Annotated in this window: 16 protein-coding genes; 5 read left to right on the plus strand and 11 right to left on the minus strand. The window is 71.6% G+C overall.

The genetic code is table 11. The features are described 5' to 3' along the window. Window positions 1-2: 2 nt before the first annotated feature. The 6 genes from ACZ561_RS22455 to ACZ561_RS22480 form a co-directional block, all read right to left on the minus strand. Window positions 3-602 (minus strand): pentapeptide repeat-containing protein, encoded by a 600-nt coding sequence (locus ACZ561_RS22455; RefSeq protein ID WP_470997819.1) that lies wholly within the window; start codon window positions 600-602, stop codon window positions 3-5. Next, window positions 599-5,326: a putative T7SS-secreted protein gene (locus ACZ561_RS22460; protein WP_470997822.1), complete on the minus strand. Its 4,728-nt coding sequence runs from the start codon at window positions 5,324-5,326 to the stop codon at window positions 599-601. The genes ACZ561_RS22455 and ACZ561_RS22460 overlap by 4 nt, the downstream gene beginning before the upstream one ends. Window positions 5,327-5,328: 2 nt before the next feature. Next, a complete protein-coding gene (locus ACZ561_RS22465) occupies window positions 5,329-5,979 on the minus strand; it encodes a hypothetical protein (protein ID WP_376438711.1) in 651 nt (216 codons plus the stop codon). Then, complete coding sequence (locus ACZ561_RS22470) at window positions 5,979-6,458, minus strand: hypothetical protein (protein WP_470997825.1); 480 nt, start codon at window positions 6,456-6,458, stop codon at window positions 5,979-5,981. The genes ACZ561_RS22465 and ACZ561_RS22470 overlap by 1 nt, the downstream gene beginning before the upstream one ends. 186 nt (window positions 6,459-6,644) lie before the next feature. Further along, on the minus strand, window positions 6,645-7,100 hold the full coding sequence (locus ACZ561_RS22475) for a hypothetical protein (RefSeq protein WP_470997828.1): 456 nt from the start codon (window positions 7,098-7,100) through the stop codon (window positions 6,645-6,647). 37 nt (window positions 7,101-7,137) lie between these two features. Further along, window positions 7,138-8,601, minus strand: coding sequence for an aminotransferase-like domain-containing protein (locus ACZ561_RS22480; RefSeq protein WP_470997830.1), 1,464 nt, complete (start codon window positions 8,599-8,601; stop codon window positions 7,138-7,140). On the opposite strand from ACZ561_RS22480, the gene ACZ561_RS22485 reads away from it, so the two are divergent. Both ACZ561_RS22485 and ACZ561_RS22490 read left to right on the plus strand, forming a co-directional pair. Beyond that, on the plus strand, window positions 8,600-9,856 hold the full coding sequence (locus tag ACZ561_RS22485) for an aminotransferase class V-fold PLP-dependent enzyme (protein ID WP_470997833.1): 1,257 nt from the start codon (window positions 8,600-8,602) through the stop codon (window positions 9,854-9,856). The two genes, ACZ561_RS22480 and ACZ561_RS22485, sit on opposite strands and share 2 nt — an antisense overlap. Window positions 9,857-10,043: 187 nt before the next feature. Beyond that, window positions 10,044-10,874: a hypothetical protein gene (locus ACZ561_RS22490; protein ID WP_470997836.1), complete on the plus strand. Its 831-nt coding sequence runs from the start codon at window positions 10,044-10,046 to the stop codon at window positions 10,872-10,874. Window positions 10,875-11,130: 256 nt separating this feature from the next. Here the strand turns inward: ACZ561_RS22490 and ACZ561_RS22495 are convergent, their stop codons facing one another. From ACZ561_RS22495 to ACZ561_RS22510, 4 genes are all read right to left on the minus strand, one after another. After that, window positions 11,131-11,400: a hypothetical protein gene (locus ACZ561_RS22495; protein WP_470997839.1), complete on the minus strand. Its 270-nt coding sequence runs from the start codon at window positions 11,398-11,400 to the stop codon at window positions 11,131-11,133. Window positions 11,401-11,438: 38 nt separating this feature from the next. Continuing rightward, window positions 11,439-11,705: a hypothetical protein gene (locus tag ACZ561_RS22500; protein WP_470997842.1), complete on the minus strand. Its 267-nt coding sequence runs from the start codon at window positions 11,703-11,705 to the stop codon at window positions 11,439-11,441. Between the two features lie 103 nt (window positions 11,706-11,808). Further along, on the minus strand, window positions 11,809-12,018 hold the full coding sequence (locus ACZ561_RS22505) for a hypothetical protein (protein ID WP_376438691.1): 210 nt from the start codon (window positions 12,016-12,018) through the stop codon (window positions 11,809-11,811). A gap of 4 nt (window positions 12,019-12,022) precedes the next feature. Beyond that, window positions 12,023-12,574 carry a DUF5994 family protein gene (locus tag ACZ561_RS22510; RefSeq protein WP_470997845.1) on the minus strand — a complete coding sequence of 184 codons (552 nt, stop codon included), beginning with the start codon at window positions 12,572-12,574 and terminating at the stop codon, window positions 12,023-12,025. Between the two features lie 283 nt (window positions 12,575-12,857). Here ACZ561_RS22510 and ACZ561_RS22515 point away from each other — a divergent pair, with 283 nt between their 5' ends. The 3 genes from ACZ561_RS22515 to ACZ561_RS22525 are packed head-to-tail and all read left to right on the plus strand — an operon-like array spanning window position 12,858 to window position 13,906. Continuing rightward, entirely contained in the window at window positions 12,858-13,352 is a 495-nt protein-coding gene (locus ACZ561_RS22515) for a DUF5994 family protein (RefSeq protein WP_470997848.1), read from the plus strand. Then, the gene (locus tag ACZ561_RS22520; RefSeq protein WP_470997851.1) at window positions 13,349-13,705 is read left to right on the plus strand and encodes a PRC-barrel domain-containing protein; all 357 of its coding nucleotides are present in this window, start codon (window positions 13,349-13,351) and stop codon (window positions 13,703-13,705) included. The genes ACZ561_RS22515 and ACZ561_RS22520 overlap by 4 nt, the downstream gene beginning before the upstream one ends. A 30-nt stretch (window positions 13,706-13,735) precedes the next feature. Next, the gene (locus ACZ561_RS22525; RefSeq protein WP_470997854.1) at window positions 13,736-13,906 is read left to right on the plus strand and encodes a hypothetical protein; all 171 of its coding nucleotides are present in this window, start codon (window positions 13,736-13,738) and stop codon (window positions 13,904-13,906) included. 114 nt (window positions 13,907-14,020) lie between these two features. Here ACZ561_RS22525 and ACZ561_RS22530 read toward each other — a convergent pair whose 3' ends face one another. After that, complete coding sequence (locus ACZ561_RS22530) at window positions 14,021-15,220, minus strand: PP2C family protein-serine/threonine phosphatase (protein WP_470997857.1); 1,200 nt, start codon at window positions 15,218-15,220, stop codon at window positions 14,021-14,023. Window positions 15,221-15,429 lie beyond the last annotated feature (209 nt).

Genomic DNA, 15,429 nt, shown 5'->3' on the forward strand with positions numbered 1-15,429 from the left:
GGCTACGGCCTCAGCGACCCGCGCCGTACGCCCTCCAGAATCGCGTCGGTCAGGACCGTCCCCTCGGTCCTTGCCGCGATCAGCACGGCCTCCGTGAGGTCCGCGTGCGACAGGTCGGCGTCGGTGAGCTCGGCGCCGACGAGCTTCGCGCGGCGCAGGGAGGCTCCGCGCAAGGTGGCGCCGATCAGCCGCGCCCGGGAGAACGTCGCGTCGTCCGCCCGGGCGCCGCTGAGGTCCGCGCCGGTGAGGTCGCAGAGGCCGCCGTTCACCCGCGTCAGCGTCGCGTTCACCAGGGTGGCTCCGCCCAGGTCGGTGCCGGTCAGGAACGCGTCGGTGAGGTCGCAGCCGCTGAGGTCGGCGCCCCGCAGGTCGGCATAGCTCAGGTGGACGCCCGTCAGGTCCGCGCCCGTGAGGTCGACCCCCGCCAGCGGGATGCCGGCGAGGTCGTTGTCGTTGCCCCAGGGCTGTGTCCACGCGCGCACCAGGGAGCGCCAGTCGCCGCCGCCGGTCAGCGCGTCGCGCAGTCCGGCAAGGACGGAGGCGCCCTCCGGCCGGGCCCACCGGTCCCGTACCTCGGCCTCGTGGCCGTTCTCGTCGGTCATCCGCCTGACGTTCCGTTCCGGTTCTGGATCTGGTGCAGGAAGCCTTTCACACGGTCGAGGTGGTAGACGGTCTCGTCGTGCTTCTTCAGGAGGACTTCCAGGCCGCGTTCCGTCATGCCGTCGGGCAGCCGCTCCATCTCCTTCCACAGGACCTTGCGGACGTTCTCCAGGCCCTGCATACCCTGCGTGAGGTCCTCGACGTGGTCGAACGGTTTGCCGTTGTCCTTGAGCTTGATCACCTCGCCCCCCGCCTCCCGCCGCGCCGCCGAGTAGTGGTTGTGGTCGGGGTCGGAGTTGATGCGGCCGATCGGGTCGGCCTTGATGTTCTCCAGCTTCTGGATCGCGGCCATCGCCTCGTCGCTGAGGCCGAGGCCCCGGTACGGCGAGAGACCCAGCGGGTCGGACCAGGTGAACGGGTTGTGGACGTAGGCGGCCGGGTTGGGCGCCGGGGCGAGGCCCAGCGGGTCGGGCGTCAGGTAGCGGGCGGTCTCGGGGTCGTACTGCCGGAAGTAGTTGTGGTGGAGGCCGGTTTCGGGGTCGTAGTACTGCCCGGGGAATCGCAGCGGGGTGTAGGCCGTCGCGGAACTGTTCCACGCGGTGGTGCCCCAGAGCGTGGCGCGGGCGTGCCAGGCCGGCTCGCCCGCCTCGTCGACGAGTTCGGTGGGGGTTCCCACGATGTCGGTGGCGATCGCGAAGAAGCGTTCGTCGACCACCTCCTGGGAGGCGTCCGTGCCGAGGACGCGCTCCGTCTGGGCCAGCGGCCGGTTCTGCCGGTGGTCCCAGGTCAGGGCGACGGGGTGGGGCATCCCGGGGGCGGTGGTGGTCTGTTCGCACAGGGTCGAGCCGTCCCAGGTGAACCGGACCTCCTCGACGACCGTCTCGCCGTCGTCGGCCAGTCGCTGTTTCGCCGTGCGCCGGCCCAGCGGGTCGTACCGGTACCGCCAGCGTGTGCCGTCGGGCGTGGTGACGGCCGTGAGGCGGTCCTCGGCGTCCCAGGTGTACCGCCAGGTGTCGGCCTTCCGGGACAGCCGGGTCTTGCGGCGCAGGGTGATCCGGCCGCCGGCGTCGTGCTCGTACCGCACCGCGCCCGCGCGGGTCACCACCGTTCCGGTGTAGCTGCGGGGCCCGGTCGCCTCGTGGCCGGGATGGCCGTCGGGCCAGGACGCGGAGGTCTGGTTGCCGGCCGCGTCGTAGGCGTACGTCTCCGTCCAGCCGGCGGCCGTCACCGTCGTCACCCGGCCCGTGGCGTCCAGGTCGTAGCGGAACGAGCCGCGCAGGGTGTCGTCGAGCGCGGTGAGGTGCCCGTCGGCGCGGTAGGTGTACGTGCGGCGGTTGACCGTGCGGTCGCCGGCGGTGAGGTGCTGTCCGGTCAGCCTGCCGGCCTCGTCCCAGGCCGAGGCCAGGGCCACCGTGTCGCCGAAGGCGCGGCGCAGCTCGCGTCCCGCCGCGTCGTGGGCGAACGCGATCCGGCGTGTGCCGCTGGTCAGCCGGGTGAGGAGGCCGGCCGCGTCGTAGCCGTAGGAGGTGACGTGTCCGGTGGGCGTGACGCGGCGGGCCCGGCGCCCGGAGTCGTCGTAGCCGTAGATGAGGGGGCGGCCGTCGACGAGTTCGGCCTTGAGCTCGCCGCGGCGGCCGTACGTCCGGAGCAGCTCGCAGTCGGGGCCCGTGGCCCGGATCATCCGTCCGGCCGTGTCGTACGCGTAGGTGGTGACGGCGCCTGCCGCGTCCTTCCGGACGACCCGGTCGAGCGCGTCCCGCTCGTAGGAGACGGTCTCGCCCGTGGGGGTGGTGCGGGTGACCACCTGTCCGACCGGGTCGAGGGTGTAGCCGACGGTACGCCCGTCGAAGTCGGTCTCGGACACCGTCCGGCCGGCCCGGTCGTAGTCGTACGTCCAGGTCAGGCCCTGCGGGTCGGTGACCTTGGTGAGGCGCAGCGCCGCGTCGTGCTCGAAGGTGTGGCGGGCGCCGTCCGGGCCGGTGCGGGCGGAGAGCAGGTCGAAGTGGGTGTACTCGAAGCGTGTCGTGAGGCCCGTCGCGTCGGTGTGGGCGGTGCAGTTGCCCTCGCCGTCGTACGACCAGGACTCGGTGGAGCCGTCGGGGAGGGTGCGCCGGGCGGGATCGCCGTCGGCGTTCCATTCGAGGGTGGTGGCCGCGCCGAGAGCGTCGGTGATGCGGGTGAGCCGGCCGAAGGCGTCCCGTTCGCACCGGGTGGTGCCGCCGAGCGGGTCGGTGACCTCCACGGGCAGTCCGGCCGGGTCGCAGCGGAAGGTGGTCACGGCGCCGAACACGTCGGTGGCGGAGCGGAGATGGCCGCGGTCGTCGTACGCGTACCGGGTGGTGCGGCCGCCGGGGTCCGTGACCGCGATGAGGTTGCCCAGGTCGTCGAACTCCTGGAGCGTGCGCCCGCCGTCCGCGTCGGTGAACTCCACCGGCAGGCCCCGCGCGTCGCGGACGGTGCCGATGCGGCTGCCGTCGGCGCGGACGACAGCGAGCAGCCGGCCCTCCTCGTCGTACGAGAAGGCGGTGACGCGGCCCAGGGGGTCGGTGCGGGTCAGCAGGTTGCCGCGCGTGTCATGGGTGAAGCGGGTGGTGTGGCCGAGCGGGTCGGTGGTGGCGACGACCCGGCAGGCACTGTCGATCAGATGGCGGACGACGCGGCCGTCGGCGGTGGTCAGCGTGGTGACGCGGTGGCCCGTGGCGGGGTCGGGAGTGCCGTACGCCAGGGTGAGCTGGACGTGTCCGGCCTGGCCTCCCTCGCCGATCACCCGGTCGTGCTCGTCGTAGGCGTAGTCGTAGCGGCTGTCGTTGGAGTCGATCCAGGCGATCACCCGCCGCCTGTCGTCGTACTCGAAGGTGAGGGTGGCGCCGGAGGGTCGGGTGACGCCGGTGAGGTTGCCGTCGGTGTAGGCGTAGCGGACGACGTCCTGCCGGGCGCCGTCGGGGAGTTCCAGGGCCAGGCCGGTCACCCGGCCGTCCGCCGTGGCGACGGCCAGGCGGCGACCCGCCGAGTCGGCGAGGGTGAGCGGTGTGCCGTCCGTACCGCGGTCGACGCTGACGGTGTGGCCGCTTCGGTCGGCGGTGTGGACGAGCCAGGCGTCCCCGTCGTCCCCGGGCTCGACACCGGGCGGCGCGGTGAAGTGGCGGGTCAGGCCGGACTCGGGGTCGGTGAGGACGTAGTCGCCGCTCGCGTCGCGGGTGAGAAGGCGGCGCACGGTGCCCGACTCGGGGAGGGTGGGGACGCCGGGCACGGGATGCGGGTACGTGAGCAGGAGGCCGTCGTCGGTGACATGCACGACCCCTCGGGCGTCGATCTCCAGGTGCTCGTCCACGGTGGAGGACCAGGACGGGCCGAAGAAGCGGCCGGCGGTGTAGCCGGACTCGACGCGCCGGGTGAAGGCCAGCGGCAACGTGCCCGGCAGGACCACGTCGGTCTGGGGCAGGAACATGCGCCCCGAGGCGAGGTCCACCGGGTCGGTCTCGTCGACCAGGCGCTGCCCGTCGGGCCGGTTGTGGGTGCCGTTGGGTCCGTTGTCGAGCAGCCGGCGGGCCCGGTTGGCGTCGCTGGCCATGTCGGCCGCGTCCGCGGCGACCCGCACGCCCTTGACCGCGCCGCCGGCGCCGGCGGTCGCCGCGGTCAGCAGCGCGTCGGGCACAAGCCGTCCGAAGCCCTCGGCGGGGTCCTTCATGAAGTCGTTGATCATCGCCTTGCCCGTGCCCCACGGGTCGTTGGCGGCGAGGACGAGGCCGGAGGCGAGGCTGTTCAGATTGGTGAGGTACTCGGCGGGGTGGGTGAGGTTGTACGGGTCGGTGGGGTTGATGCCCCGTACGAAGGTGGCCAGGCCGGCCGTGCCCTTGATGATGCCGGCGCCGAAGTGGTCCTTCATCACCTGCAGTTCCTCGAGGCCGTCCATGGCCTGCTCGGCGTAGCTCGGCTTGGCCGGGGCCTCGTCCCGGGCCGCCCGGACCGCCGTACGCGCCGTCTCGGCGGCCGAGTTCCGCTGCTTGCGGGCCTCGGCGAGGATCTCCTGCGCCTCCTCCATCTGCGCCTTGCCGGGATCGCTGAACGTGCCCGGCTTCGGCGGCAGGGAGGACGGGTTCCGTTTGTCGGCGGGCTGGGCGTTGTAGCTGTCGACGGCCTTGTTGTAGTCGTCGACCTGCTTGTTGTGCGCGTTCGCGGCGTTCTCGGACGCCTTGGTGCCGGCCTTCCACTTGTCGATGGCGGTCTGCGCCTGCATCTGCGCCCACTCCACCGTCAGCGCGAAGCTCGCGATGGCGTCGGCGGCCTTCCCGAAGGCGTCCGCGCCCTTGAACCACTTCGGAGGCTCGATCGCCACGCTCTCGCGGAACGCGTCCGCGGCCTCACCCTTGACGGCGGACGAGTCGAGCCCTTTGAGCCCCTTGCCCACTTTGTCGAACGACGACTGGAGATCCCGCAGGTGGGAGGCTGTGGAGCGCAGCTTGGACGGGCTGCCGTAGATCAGTTTGGTCTTGTCCTCGGTCTGTCCGAGGTCCATCTCGTCGACCTCGGCGCCCATCCGGTTGGCCAGCGAGCGCGACTGCTCGCGCACCCAGTCCGCGCCTGACTCCCAGCCGACGTCGTCCAGCCGGTCCGCGGTCCAGTCGCCGGCGTCCTCGACCCGGTTGCCGGCCCACTCCACGCCGTCCTCGACCGCGTCCTCGACGACGTCGGGCGTGATGTCGCTGACGAAATCCCCGATGCCCACGGTCAGTTCCCCCCGGCGTTCGGCTGCTGCTGGGCGGCCCGCTCCTCGGGAGACGGGCCGAAGGTGTCGTCCACAGCGCGGTCGAAGGCGCCCTGGTCCACGCCGAGCATCTCGTTGAGGATCCGCGACTGGCGCCCGCCGTTCCCCTCCGTGACGAGCGCCCGCCCGGTGTCCTTCCAGGTCTGCGCGGCCTCGTCCCCGGCGCGCTCGAAGGACTCGGCGCTCCAGTCGGGGTTCAGATAGTCGGGGGTGAACACGTCACCCCAGTTCTGCTTGACGACATCCGCCTCGGAGGCGTGCGGATTGCCGACGGCGGCGTTCACCGCGATCTTGAACGTGCCCTGGAGGTACTGGTCCTCCTCCCAGACGATCCCGGCGGCGAGACCCAGCGCCGCCGCGAGGGTGTTGGCGTCCTGGACCAGTGCCCGTACGCCCCACTCCCAGCGCTCGCAGTAGTCCTCGAAGTCCACGGAGAGGCCGTGGTGCCCGGCCTCCATGCCGGTCATCGACAGGTCCGAGAACCCCTTGCCGAGCACGGCGCCCGTGCCCGAACCGATGTCGCGCAGCTCGGCGGTGGCCGCCCGAAGGCCTTCGGTGACCTGCTTGATGCTCTCCGCGTCGAACCGCAGGTCCTCCGGCCCGCCGCCGCCCATCAGACGCCCCCGTCCTCGGCCGGTACGTCGACGGCGACGGCGTCGGGGACGATGCCGTGGGCGGGCGGGAAGAGCATCGCCCCGTCGGGATCGGCGATGTCGACGGCGATTCCGGCGGGGACGGCCATGGCGGGGATGATCTCGTCCAGGAGACGGGCACCGCGCAGCTCGGCGAACTCCCAGGGAGGACCGGCCGCCGGCGCTTCCGGCGCATCGGTTTCCTCCGGCCCATCGGCATCAGGCCCAGCGGCTTCGTCCGCTACGTGAGCGCCCCGGGCTCGGGCGAACCGGGCGAGAGAGGCCTCGTCGGTGAAGGCGCAGATCCAGCGCACGCCGCCGAGCTCCGCCGTCCACAGGCCACGGGAGTCCACCGGCACCAGCAGCAGGGACCGACGCAACTCCCCCACCATGTCCCTGGGATCGCCCCGCCCGGCCCGCCGTTCGGCGATCCGTTCCGCAAGTGCCGCACCGTCGCTCATCGGCTCTCCTCCCGACGTCGCTTTGCGCCTCCCCGCTTTGAGAGGAGAACACGCCTGGCGCGGGGGATCGGTTCCGCAACGGAGGGGTGAGGACGGTGAGCGTGCACTCGCCCGACGCCTACCCGAGTCTCCGCCGGACGGGTCCAGAAGGTAGGGGTCACGGCCGCCACGGTGGCGGCGGCTCCCTCAGGGCTTCTTCAGCTCCAGGACGAAGTCCGGGCAGGTGTCCGGGTCGTCGTGCTCGTAGACGACCGTGCGTTCGGAGTCCGCGGTGATCGTCAGGAGGTCCACGGTGTCCCCGCGGAGAATGCCCTCCGGCTTCTCGAAGAACAGCCGCAGCTGAGGGATGTCGTCCGGGTCCGAGTGGCGGTCGACCTCCCACGTGCCGGAGCCGTCGAAGACGTCGCCGAGTTCGGCCAGTTGACGATCCCCGGTCGGCCAGTTCTCCGCCGTGAGTGTGCCGCCGGCCTGCCCCGGGGCGGTGGTGAGGGTCAGTCGTGCGCCGTCGGCATCCAGATCGCCCTCGAACGTGCCGGTGAGATCGGCCGAGCTCGCCGCGGAGGACTCCTCCGGGACACAACGCTCGAACAGACCGGACCCACAGGCGCTCACCGTCCCACCGAGGACCACGAGGGCGGTCATGACCCCGAGAACACGAGAAGAGCGGTGGAACATGGTGTTACGGCCTCCTGCCGGGATGCGCTTCGGTCCGGAGCGTCACAGTGTCGTCGATCATGTGGCCGAGCGCGGCTCCCAGTCGGCGTACTCCCTGCGTCAGTTCCGTATGGTCGGCCGTGGCGGCGAACCCGAGGCGCAGGTGGGCCGCCGGCGGCTCTGTGGCGAAGTAGCGGCTGCCGGCACTCACGGCGACACCGTGCTGCCGGGCGGCGCTTGCGAGGACGGTGTCGTCCACGCCGGGCGGCAGACGGACCCACAGGTGGAGGCCTCCGGTCGGCAGCCCGGACAGGGCCGCGCCCGGGATCTCCTGGGCGACCGCGGCGGCCAGTACGGCGCAGCGCTCGCGCAGTGCCGTGCCGAGGGAGCGGACGTGCCGGTCCCAGGACGGGGAGCTGAGCACTTCCAGCGCGGCCTCCTGGAGCGGGCGTGTGACGAAGAAGTCGTCGACCAGGCGCACCGCCCGCATCCGCTCCATGACCGGTCCGCGGGCCACAAGTGCCCCGATCCGCAGGCTCGGTGCCGCGGGCTTGGTGAGTGAGGTGACGTGGACGACCGTGCCGTCGCGGTCGTCGGCGACCAGCGGCCGCGGTACGGCGCCGCCGTGCCCGAGGTGCCGTGCGAAGTCGTCCTCGATCACGAACGCGCCCGAGGCGCGCGCCACATCGAGGATCTGACGGCGCCGTTCGGGCGCCAGCACCGTACCGGTCGGGTTCTGGAAGGCGGGCTGGCAGTACAGCAGCCGTGCGCCGGTCATCGCGAACGCGTCGGCCAGCAGGTCGGGCCGCAAGCCTTCGGCGTCGAGCGGGACCGGCACCGGCCGCAGCCCCGCGGCGCGTGCGGCGGTCAGGGCGCCGGGATAGGTGGGCGACTCCACCAGGACCGGGCTGCCGGGTCCGGCGATGGCCCGGAACGCGATCGACAGGGCGCTCTGTCCGCCGGCGGTGACCAGGACGTCCTGCGGAGCCACGCTGCCGCCGACGATGCGTGCGAACACGGTGCGCAGCGCCGTCAGACCGCCGGCCGGGGCGCGGTCCCAGGCGTCCGGACGGCGTGCCGCCCGCGCCAGCGCCGCGCTCAGGGCCCGGGTGGGCTGGAGCGAGCGGTGCACGTAACCGCTGTCCAGGGGGATGGTCCCGGCCGGTGAGGGGCCGAGCGGGTCGGCGATCAGGTGTGTGTCGACGGCGCGGTCCGTGAGGGCGACCGTCTGCCAGTCGGTGCTGGTGCCGGTGCCGGAACCCTCCTCACGGGGGCGGGTGCGCTGCGCCACGTACGTCCCGCTGCCCGGACGGGTCACCACCGCGCCCTCCGCGGCCAGTGCGGCGATGGCCCGCGCCACCGTCGCGGGGCCGACCCGGTACTCCTTGATCAGCTCACGACTGCTCGGGAGCCGGTCACCGGGCGAGAGCCGGGAGAGCAGCGGCCGAAGCCTGTCGGCCAACTCCCCAGAAGTGCTACCGTCATTCATGAGAGATAAGAATAGCGCTACCGGCTCTGGTCGAGAAGCACTTCAGCTGGACGTCGCCGCACTGCGTTCCGACACCCCGGGGTGTCGGAACGTCATCCACTTCAACAACGCGGGCTGCGGACTGCTTGCCTCCCCCGTACTCGACGAGATGGTCGGCCATCTGAACCTCGAGGCACGGATGGGCGGTTACGAGGCGTCGGCCGCCCGCGCCACCGAAGTGCGCGCGTTCTACACGGAGATCGCCGCGCTCATCAACACCACGCCCGACAACATCGCCTTCGCGGGCAGCGCCACCCACGCCTACGCCAACGCGCTGTCCTCGATCCCCTTCGAGGCCGACGACGTCATCCTCACCACCCGCGACGACTTCGTCTCCAACCAGATCGCCTTCCTGTCCCTGCGCAAGCGGTTCGGCGTACGCATCGTCCACGCCCCCAACACCGCCGACGGGGGCGTCGACGTGGAGGCGATGGCCGGGCTGATGCGGACCCACCGGCCCCGCCTGGTGTCCGCCACCCATGTCCCCACCAACTCGGGACTGGTCTCGCCGATCGCCGAGATCGGCCGGCACTGCCGGGAGCTGGACCTGCTCTACCTGGTGGACGCCTGTCAGTCGGTGGGCCAGTTCGTCATCGACGTGGAGGAGATCGGCTGCGACCTCCTCACCGCCACCTGCCGCAAATTCCTCCGCGGCCCGCGCGGCTCCGGATTCCTGTACGTGTCCGATCGCGTCCTGCGGGCGGGCCACGAACCGCTGTTCATCGACATGCACGGGGCCCGCTGGACCGGGCCGAGCACCTACGAGCCCGCCCCGACGGCAACCCGGTTCGAGGAATGGGAGTTCCCCTACGCCACGGTGCTCGGCAGCGCGGCCGCCACACGGTACGCCCGCGAGGTCGGCATCGAGGCCATCGAACAGCGCACACCCGCGCTCGCGGCCCGGCTGCGCGACCGGCTCGAGCCCATCCCGGGGGTACGGGTGCTCGACCGCGGTCCGCGACTGGCCGCACTCGTCACCTTCGCGGTGGAGGGCTGGCAGCCGCAGCCGTTCAAGGCGGCCATGGACGCCCGGAGCATCAACTCGGCACTCAGCTTCCGCGAGTTCGCCCAGTTCGACTTCGGGGACAAGGACGTCGACTGGTGCCTGCGTCTGTCGCCGCACTACTACAACACCGAGGAGGAGGTGGACCACGTCGCCGCCACGGTCACCGACCTCGCCCGCCAGGCCCCCGACCGCAGCCGGGGACGACGTTGACACCGACCGTCGCCACACGGACGGCCGCCGCGGAGCCGGCCTTCGGGTCCGCGGCCTGACCTGACAAGGACGAAGGCCCAGGTCGGTGACCTGGGCCTTCGTTCAGGAGTGGATGACGGGAATCTGACCCGCGGGACTCGTCAGGTCCTCCCTGGTGCCGGCGGCTTCCGCGACTAGCCTCCGCATCATGCTGCGTATCGTCGACACCCGTACCGGCCACCTCGTGGAGATTCCCTCCGTAAGCCGCCATCTGCTGAGCATCTGCGTCCACCTGTCGGCCGGCGACACCGGGATCGGCACGATGGACCTGCGGGCGCTCCTGGTCGGTGATGTACTGGCGCGCACCGCGGAGCTGCACGGCCTGCAGTCCCGCACATTCGTCACCACGCCGGACCTGCCGCATGTACAGGCCCAGGCGCTTGAGCGCGCCATGTCCGCTCTTGGCATCCACCCGCCCGCCACCGTCGGCGTCCACCATCCGAACGGAGCGCTCTGCGCCGCTGCCGATGTTCACGTGCACGCATATGGGAATGCCATACAGGACGCGGGCGGCGGGGCCCGAATCGACGTGGGCCAAGTCGGCCCGGTCTCCCGGGAGCGGGGCGTCCCGGACGGAGCCCACTCCCTGTTCCCTGGGCTTCTGGACGCCGTCGACCCGGAGGGGACCGATCCGTTGGCCGCGAGGATGCTGATGCTCGGGCACGCCTACCGCGAGCCGGTCGTGGTCACCGGTACTGCGCTCGACGAGGCCCGGCGGATGCTGGGGGACTGGCGGCAGCTGGTGGCCGACTGGGCACAGGAACCGTCCCGGCCGATCCCTGCCGACGTACTGCGAGACGCCCATGCCGTGCTGGCTGACGACCTCGGCGTCCCCGCCGTCCTGGACGCGCTGGTCACCGTGGCGAAGCGCGCCGACGTACCGGCAGGTGCCAAGTTCGAGACGTTCGCCTTTCTCGACCGCGTCCTCGGACTGGACCTCGCGCGCGAGGTGGGGCACCAGTACCGGGCGGCGACATGACGTCGGGCGCGGCCTCATGGCGGCGGTCGTCGCAACGGCCCCGGCGCATTCACTCCGCCAGGGCCGCCCTTCCGGATCGTCACACGTGAGCGTGGCCGATCCATGTCCCATTGTACGACTGCGGGCCGGACGGGCCGGGAGGAGAGAGCAGGCCATTCGGGCAGGCCCCCTCCCCCTCGTTCGTGTGTGCAAGTGGGGCCGTGCGGGCCGTAAGTGCCGGCTGAGCGGTGGACCGTCGGCCCTCGGGCAGTCCGGCTCAGCCGCGTTCTTCTTCCGCCTCCATCCGGCGGATGCCCAGGTGGGTGAGGGAGACCATCGCAGGTGTGTTGCCCGGTTCCCAGTCGACGCTGATCAGGCCCTCGCCGGCGAGGTACGTGCAGGCGGCGGCCAGGTCTTCCTCCGGGATGCGCAGGTCGTTGCGCAGCTTCCGCCCCGGGACTCCGAGGAGGCGGTTGCCTTCGGTGGCTTCGTACAGGGCGGTCAGGACCCGCTCGCGGTAGCCCTGTCGCTCGCGGAGAGTCGCCATGATCGAGTCCTTTGGTCCAAGCGAAGGTCCGGCGCTACTCAGACTTCGTCGACGTGGGCGCCGGTGCGGGTGAGCGGTCTGCTGGTGGTGAGCCAGGAGAGAGCGGGTCCCGCGGCGGATTCGGTGTCCACGGTGAGGTGGAGCCGGGTGCCGCCTTCGGGTACGGGGTAGCTGCGCTGTTCCGCCCCGGCGAAGCAGCGGCGGATGACTTCGGCGACCGCGCGGGCGGCTTCGGGGGTGGCGGCGACGATGCGGATGTCGGCGTGTCCGGCCGAGGGCAGGGTCGGGATGTCGATGGGGTACAAGGTGTGTGGTCCCTTCACGGGCGCGAGAGGCCTGGCGGGTGGGTTGTCCCGGGTGTCGGGTGCCCCACCCGCGGCCTTCGGTCGGAGGAGTGGTCCGAGGTGGTCAGGGCCAGGTGCCCGTGAGCCGGCGGCTGGGGGCCTTCCCTGTCGACGGGTGGTGGCTGTGGCCGGGTGGACGGGCGATGGCCGGGTAGGGGTCGCTGAAGTGGTAGGCCGCGATGCGTGCGTCGTGCTGGGCGTTGAGCTGGTGGATCAGGCGCATGCCGAGCGCGATCAGGAGGGCGCCTGCCGCGAGCGCGATCAAGGTCTCCATGACGTCACCTCCGCGGGTTCCCCGGCAGGGGGATCATCCGCGCGCCGACGACCGGGTGCCGGAGCGGCGGCAGGGCGGACCCGCCTTCGGTCTCCCAGGAATCCTCGCTGCTTCGGGCGTCCCGCATACGGCGGCCGGTCGCGGCCTCGTCGGACATGAGGACACCAGCGGTGAGGCTGCTGCCGGGAACGGCGGCGGCGGTCATGAGCCGGGCGGCTGCGGCGGGTTCGGCGTCGGGCGGGATCACCAGCAGATCGCAGCGGCCGACGGTGTAGGAGAGCAGGATCATCTTGTCGGGATCCTGTTCGGTGAACCAGCCGACGTGCACGGTGTGCCCGGTGACAGAAACCTTGTGCGGGACGACGGGCCAACGAGTGGGGTTCACCATGACGCGTGTGATGCGTCCGAAGCGGCCCTCCAGCGCGTCGACCAGGGGAGGAAGCTCGGCTTCGAGGTCACGTGAGTACGGCCACCAAGCACCGTCCAACAGGCCGGTCAGGGTGGTCTTCGGCGTCAGCGAAAGGCGCGCCGAAAGGGTGGGTGCGAAGGTCGTCATGATCGCGGACCCGTCTCCGGGCCGTCCTGCAGGACGGCCCAGTGTCTTGATCGCCGGAAACGACGTCCGCGTGGGAGCGGGTGTTCGAGTTACTCCCGGTACCTTCAGCGTACTCCGCGCCGGGGTCGGACGAGTGGTTTCCGACCAGCTGATCTCCGACCGGGAACGCCGCCCGGCCGGCGGTCGAAGGCGTGACCGCAGGCACGCGGGTACCGTGAGAACCACGGCGGTATCTCGTCGGCCATGAGGTGTCGGCGGCGCCGCGCAGTCAGGCGAACGCACCATGGCCGAATCAGACGCCCCCACCCCTCCCAAGCTCCTTCCGGACGAGATCCACCAAGCGGCGAAGCCCGGCACGGCCCTGCTCCGGCTGCAGACGACGCCCGCCCGCGAAGGCGTCCTCGACGGCGCCTGGTGGCCCCGCTCCCGGCACATCGCGGCCGAGCTGCCCGCCCTGATCCAGGTGCTCACCGCGCACCTCGGTCCCATCACACGGGTCGGCCTCGACACCGCCGCCTGGGAGGAGGTCCCGACTCGCGTGGTCGTCGACGACCGGGTCGTGCACCTCGACTCCTTCCCCGTCGGCGACGACACCGTCCTCATCACCCGAGGCGACAGCGACCACTTCGCCCTGATGGTGGTGCCGCCGGACACGACGCCCGACGCGGCACGTGACGCCATGGCCCGCGCGGTCCGAGCCGACAACGTCACCCAGGCCGCCGAGATCCTCGTCGCCACGCTTCCCGAACCAGCGACCGACCGCGAGGAGTCGGCATGATCCAGATGGCGGACATCCGTGAGTGGCGAACCCAGGACGTGGTGGACACGCGGGGCCACAGGATCGGAGAGCTGGAGGCGATCTATGTCGACACCAGCACCGACGAGCCGGCCATGGCCACGATCCGGGTCGGCCTGCCCACCCGGCACCGTCTGGTGTTCGTCCCCCTGGAAGGGGCGACGGTGGGGCCGGGCTATGTGAAGGTCGTTCACGACAAGGCGCTGGTGAAGCAGTGCCCTTCGATCGAAACCGACAGCGTCCTTCCCGCCGGGGACGAGGAAGCGGTCTTCCGGCACTACGACCTTCCCTACGAGCCCGGGGCGAACGGTGAACGGCAGCTGGCCCGCCGCTGAGCCCCCTGACTGACCGAGGAGGTGGCCCTCGTGTCGCTTTTCCTGGCCCTGATCATCGTGGCGATCGTGCTGGGCATCATCGGCGTCGTTGCCGACGGACTGCTCTTCCTTCTGTTCATCGGCATCGTGCTGCTCGTGGCAGACCTCATCTACATCGCCATGCGCACGCGCAGCTCAGGCCGACACCGCCCGGTCCGGTGACCCGACGCACGAGGCGAGCTGGTTGGGGCCCCGCCCGGCCGACCTGGTGGACTGACTCACCCTCACCTCTTTGCTCACACCGTTCCTCCTGGCACGTTGTGGCACGGTCTTCCGTCATCCGCGCCACTCCAACAGGACGAGCGTCGCGTCGTCCGAGGTGGTTTCGCCGCGTGCCCGCTTGAGGGTGTGGGACAGGTCCCGGGCCACCGTGCGGATCCCGTGCTCGGCCTGCTCCAGCTGGTTCACCCAGTCGATCAGCTGCTCCTCGCCGAACTGCTCCTGCCCGCTCTCGTGTTCTTCGATCAGGCCGTCGGTGAAGCAGAGGACGCGGTCACCCGGCTCCAGCGCCACCGCGCTGACCTGCGGCTGGGCCCCTCCGAAGCCGACAGGGAGGGTCGTGGGGCTGTCCAGACGGCGTACGACGCGGTGCGCGCGGATCAGCATCGGCGCGGGATGCCCCGCGTTGACCCACTGGAGGCGCCCCGTGTCCGTGTCCAGGCGCATCATCTGGGCGGTCACGAAGTGGTCCGGGTCGAACTGCTCGGCGATGGCCCGGTCCATGAAGAGATAGATCTCGGACAGTGCGATGCTGATCCGGCGGGCGTGGCGGTACGCGCCGATGGCCACCGTGGCCATCGTGGCCGCGTCCAGGCCGTGCCCCATGGCGTCGATCATGGCGAGGTGCAGGATGTCGCCGTTCAGGGCGTAGTCGAAGCTGTCCCCCGCCACGGCGTAGGCGGGCTCCAGGACTCCGGCGACCGCGACGCGCGGCATCACCATCGACAGCGGGGGCAGCAGGGACCACTGGATCTCCGCGGCGACACTCATCGGTTCGCCGCGGCGGGTGCGGAAGAAGAGGTCGGTGTAGCCGTTCTTGGTCTGCAGCAGGTCGGCCGCCAGGCCCGCGATCCTGCGCAGGAGGCGGCGGGTGTCGTCGTCGATCCCGTCCAGGGTGACCGCGAGGACCCCCACCTGGTCGCCGCCGTCCAGCAGGGGCAGGTGGACCCGCACGCCGTCGGCCGTCGGGACTTCGACGGGGCGTGACTCCAGGAAGCACCGGCCGGCTTCGGACCGGTCGATGGGCTGCGGATCACCGGCGCCCACGCCGTCGGCGGGCAGGGGGACCAGCTGTTGCTGTCCGTAGTCCTGAAGCAGGATCTGTGGTTCGCGGCCCCCCAGGCGGGCCACCGTCTCGGCGACGAGCGGGCCGACCATGTGCGGCGGCAGCTCGTGTGCCCGGTCCAGGAGCACCCCGAGCAGTTCCTCCCCGAAGCTCTCCGAGTGGTCCGGGTCCCCGCGCCCTCCGACGGTCATCCTGTTGCCTCCAACCGGGCGGCGGGCCGGCATCCGGCTGCACGGGCGGCGTGGCCTCCAGGATGCTCCCCCGCGACCGGGCACGCCACACGGGCTTCCGTGCCCGGCGGCCTCCCCGAGGCGTGGCTCTGCCGCCGTGAGGTGCCGTTGTGCCGTCCGGTGCCGCCGGCCTGAAGGGCCGTGCCATCGCGCTCCCCCGGCGGTTCGCG

The sequence above is a fragment of the Streptomyces sp. NPDC039609 genome (genome assembly GCF_055596705.1).

Coding starts and splice junctions, on each gene's coding strand:
- ACZ561_RS22475 (WP_470997828.1), bottom strand. CDS start 7,100: ATGACCGCCCTCGTGGTCCTCGGTGGGACGGTGAGCGCCTGTGGGTCC.
- ACZ561_RS22515 (WP_470997848.1), top strand. CDS start 12,858: ATGGCCGAATCAGACGCCCCCACCCCTCCCAAGCTCCTTCCGGACGAG.
- ACZ561_RS22465 (WP_376438711.1), bottom strand. CDS start 5,979: ATGGGCGGCGGCGGGCCGGAGGACCTGCGGTTCGACGCGGAGAGCATC.
- ACZ561_RS22455 (WP_470997819.1), bottom strand. CDS start 602: ATGACCGACGAGAACGGCCACGAGGCCGAGGTACGGGACCGGTGGGCC.
- ACZ561_RS22505 (WP_376438691.1), bottom strand. CDS start 12,018: ATGGAGACCTTGATCGCGCTCGCGGCAGGCGCCCTCCTGATCGCGCTC.
- ACZ561_RS22470 (WP_470997825.1), bottom strand. CDS start 6,458: ATGAGCGACGGTGCGGCACTTGCGGAACGGATCGCCGAACGGCGGGCC.
- ACZ561_RS22495 (WP_470997839.1), bottom strand. CDS start 11,400: ATGGCGACTCTCCGCGAGCGACAGGGCTACCGCGAGCGGGTCCTGACC.
- ACZ561_RS22490 (WP_470997836.1), top strand. CDS start 10,044: ATGCTGCGTATCGTCGACACCCGTACCGGCCACCTCGTGGAGATTCCC.
- ACZ561_RS22510 (WP_470997845.1), bottom strand. CDS start 12,574: ATGACGACCTTCGCACCCACCCTTTCGGCGCGCCTTTCGCTGACGCCG.
- ACZ561_RS22480 (WP_470997830.1), bottom strand. CDS start 8,601: ATGAATGACGGTAGCACTTCTGGGGAGTTGGCCGACAGGCTTCGGCCG.
- ACZ561_RS22530 (WP_470997857.1), bottom strand. CDS start 15,220: ATGACCGTCGGAGGGCGCGGGGACCCGGACCACTCGGAGAGCTTCGGG.
- ACZ561_RS22485 (WP_470997833.1), top strand. CDS start 8,600: ATGAGAGATAAGAATAGCGCTACCGGCTCTGGTCGAGAAGCACTTCAG.
- ACZ561_RS22520 (WP_470997851.1), top strand. CDS start 13,349: ATGATCCAGATGGCGGACATCCGTGAGTGGCGAACCCAGGACGTGGTG.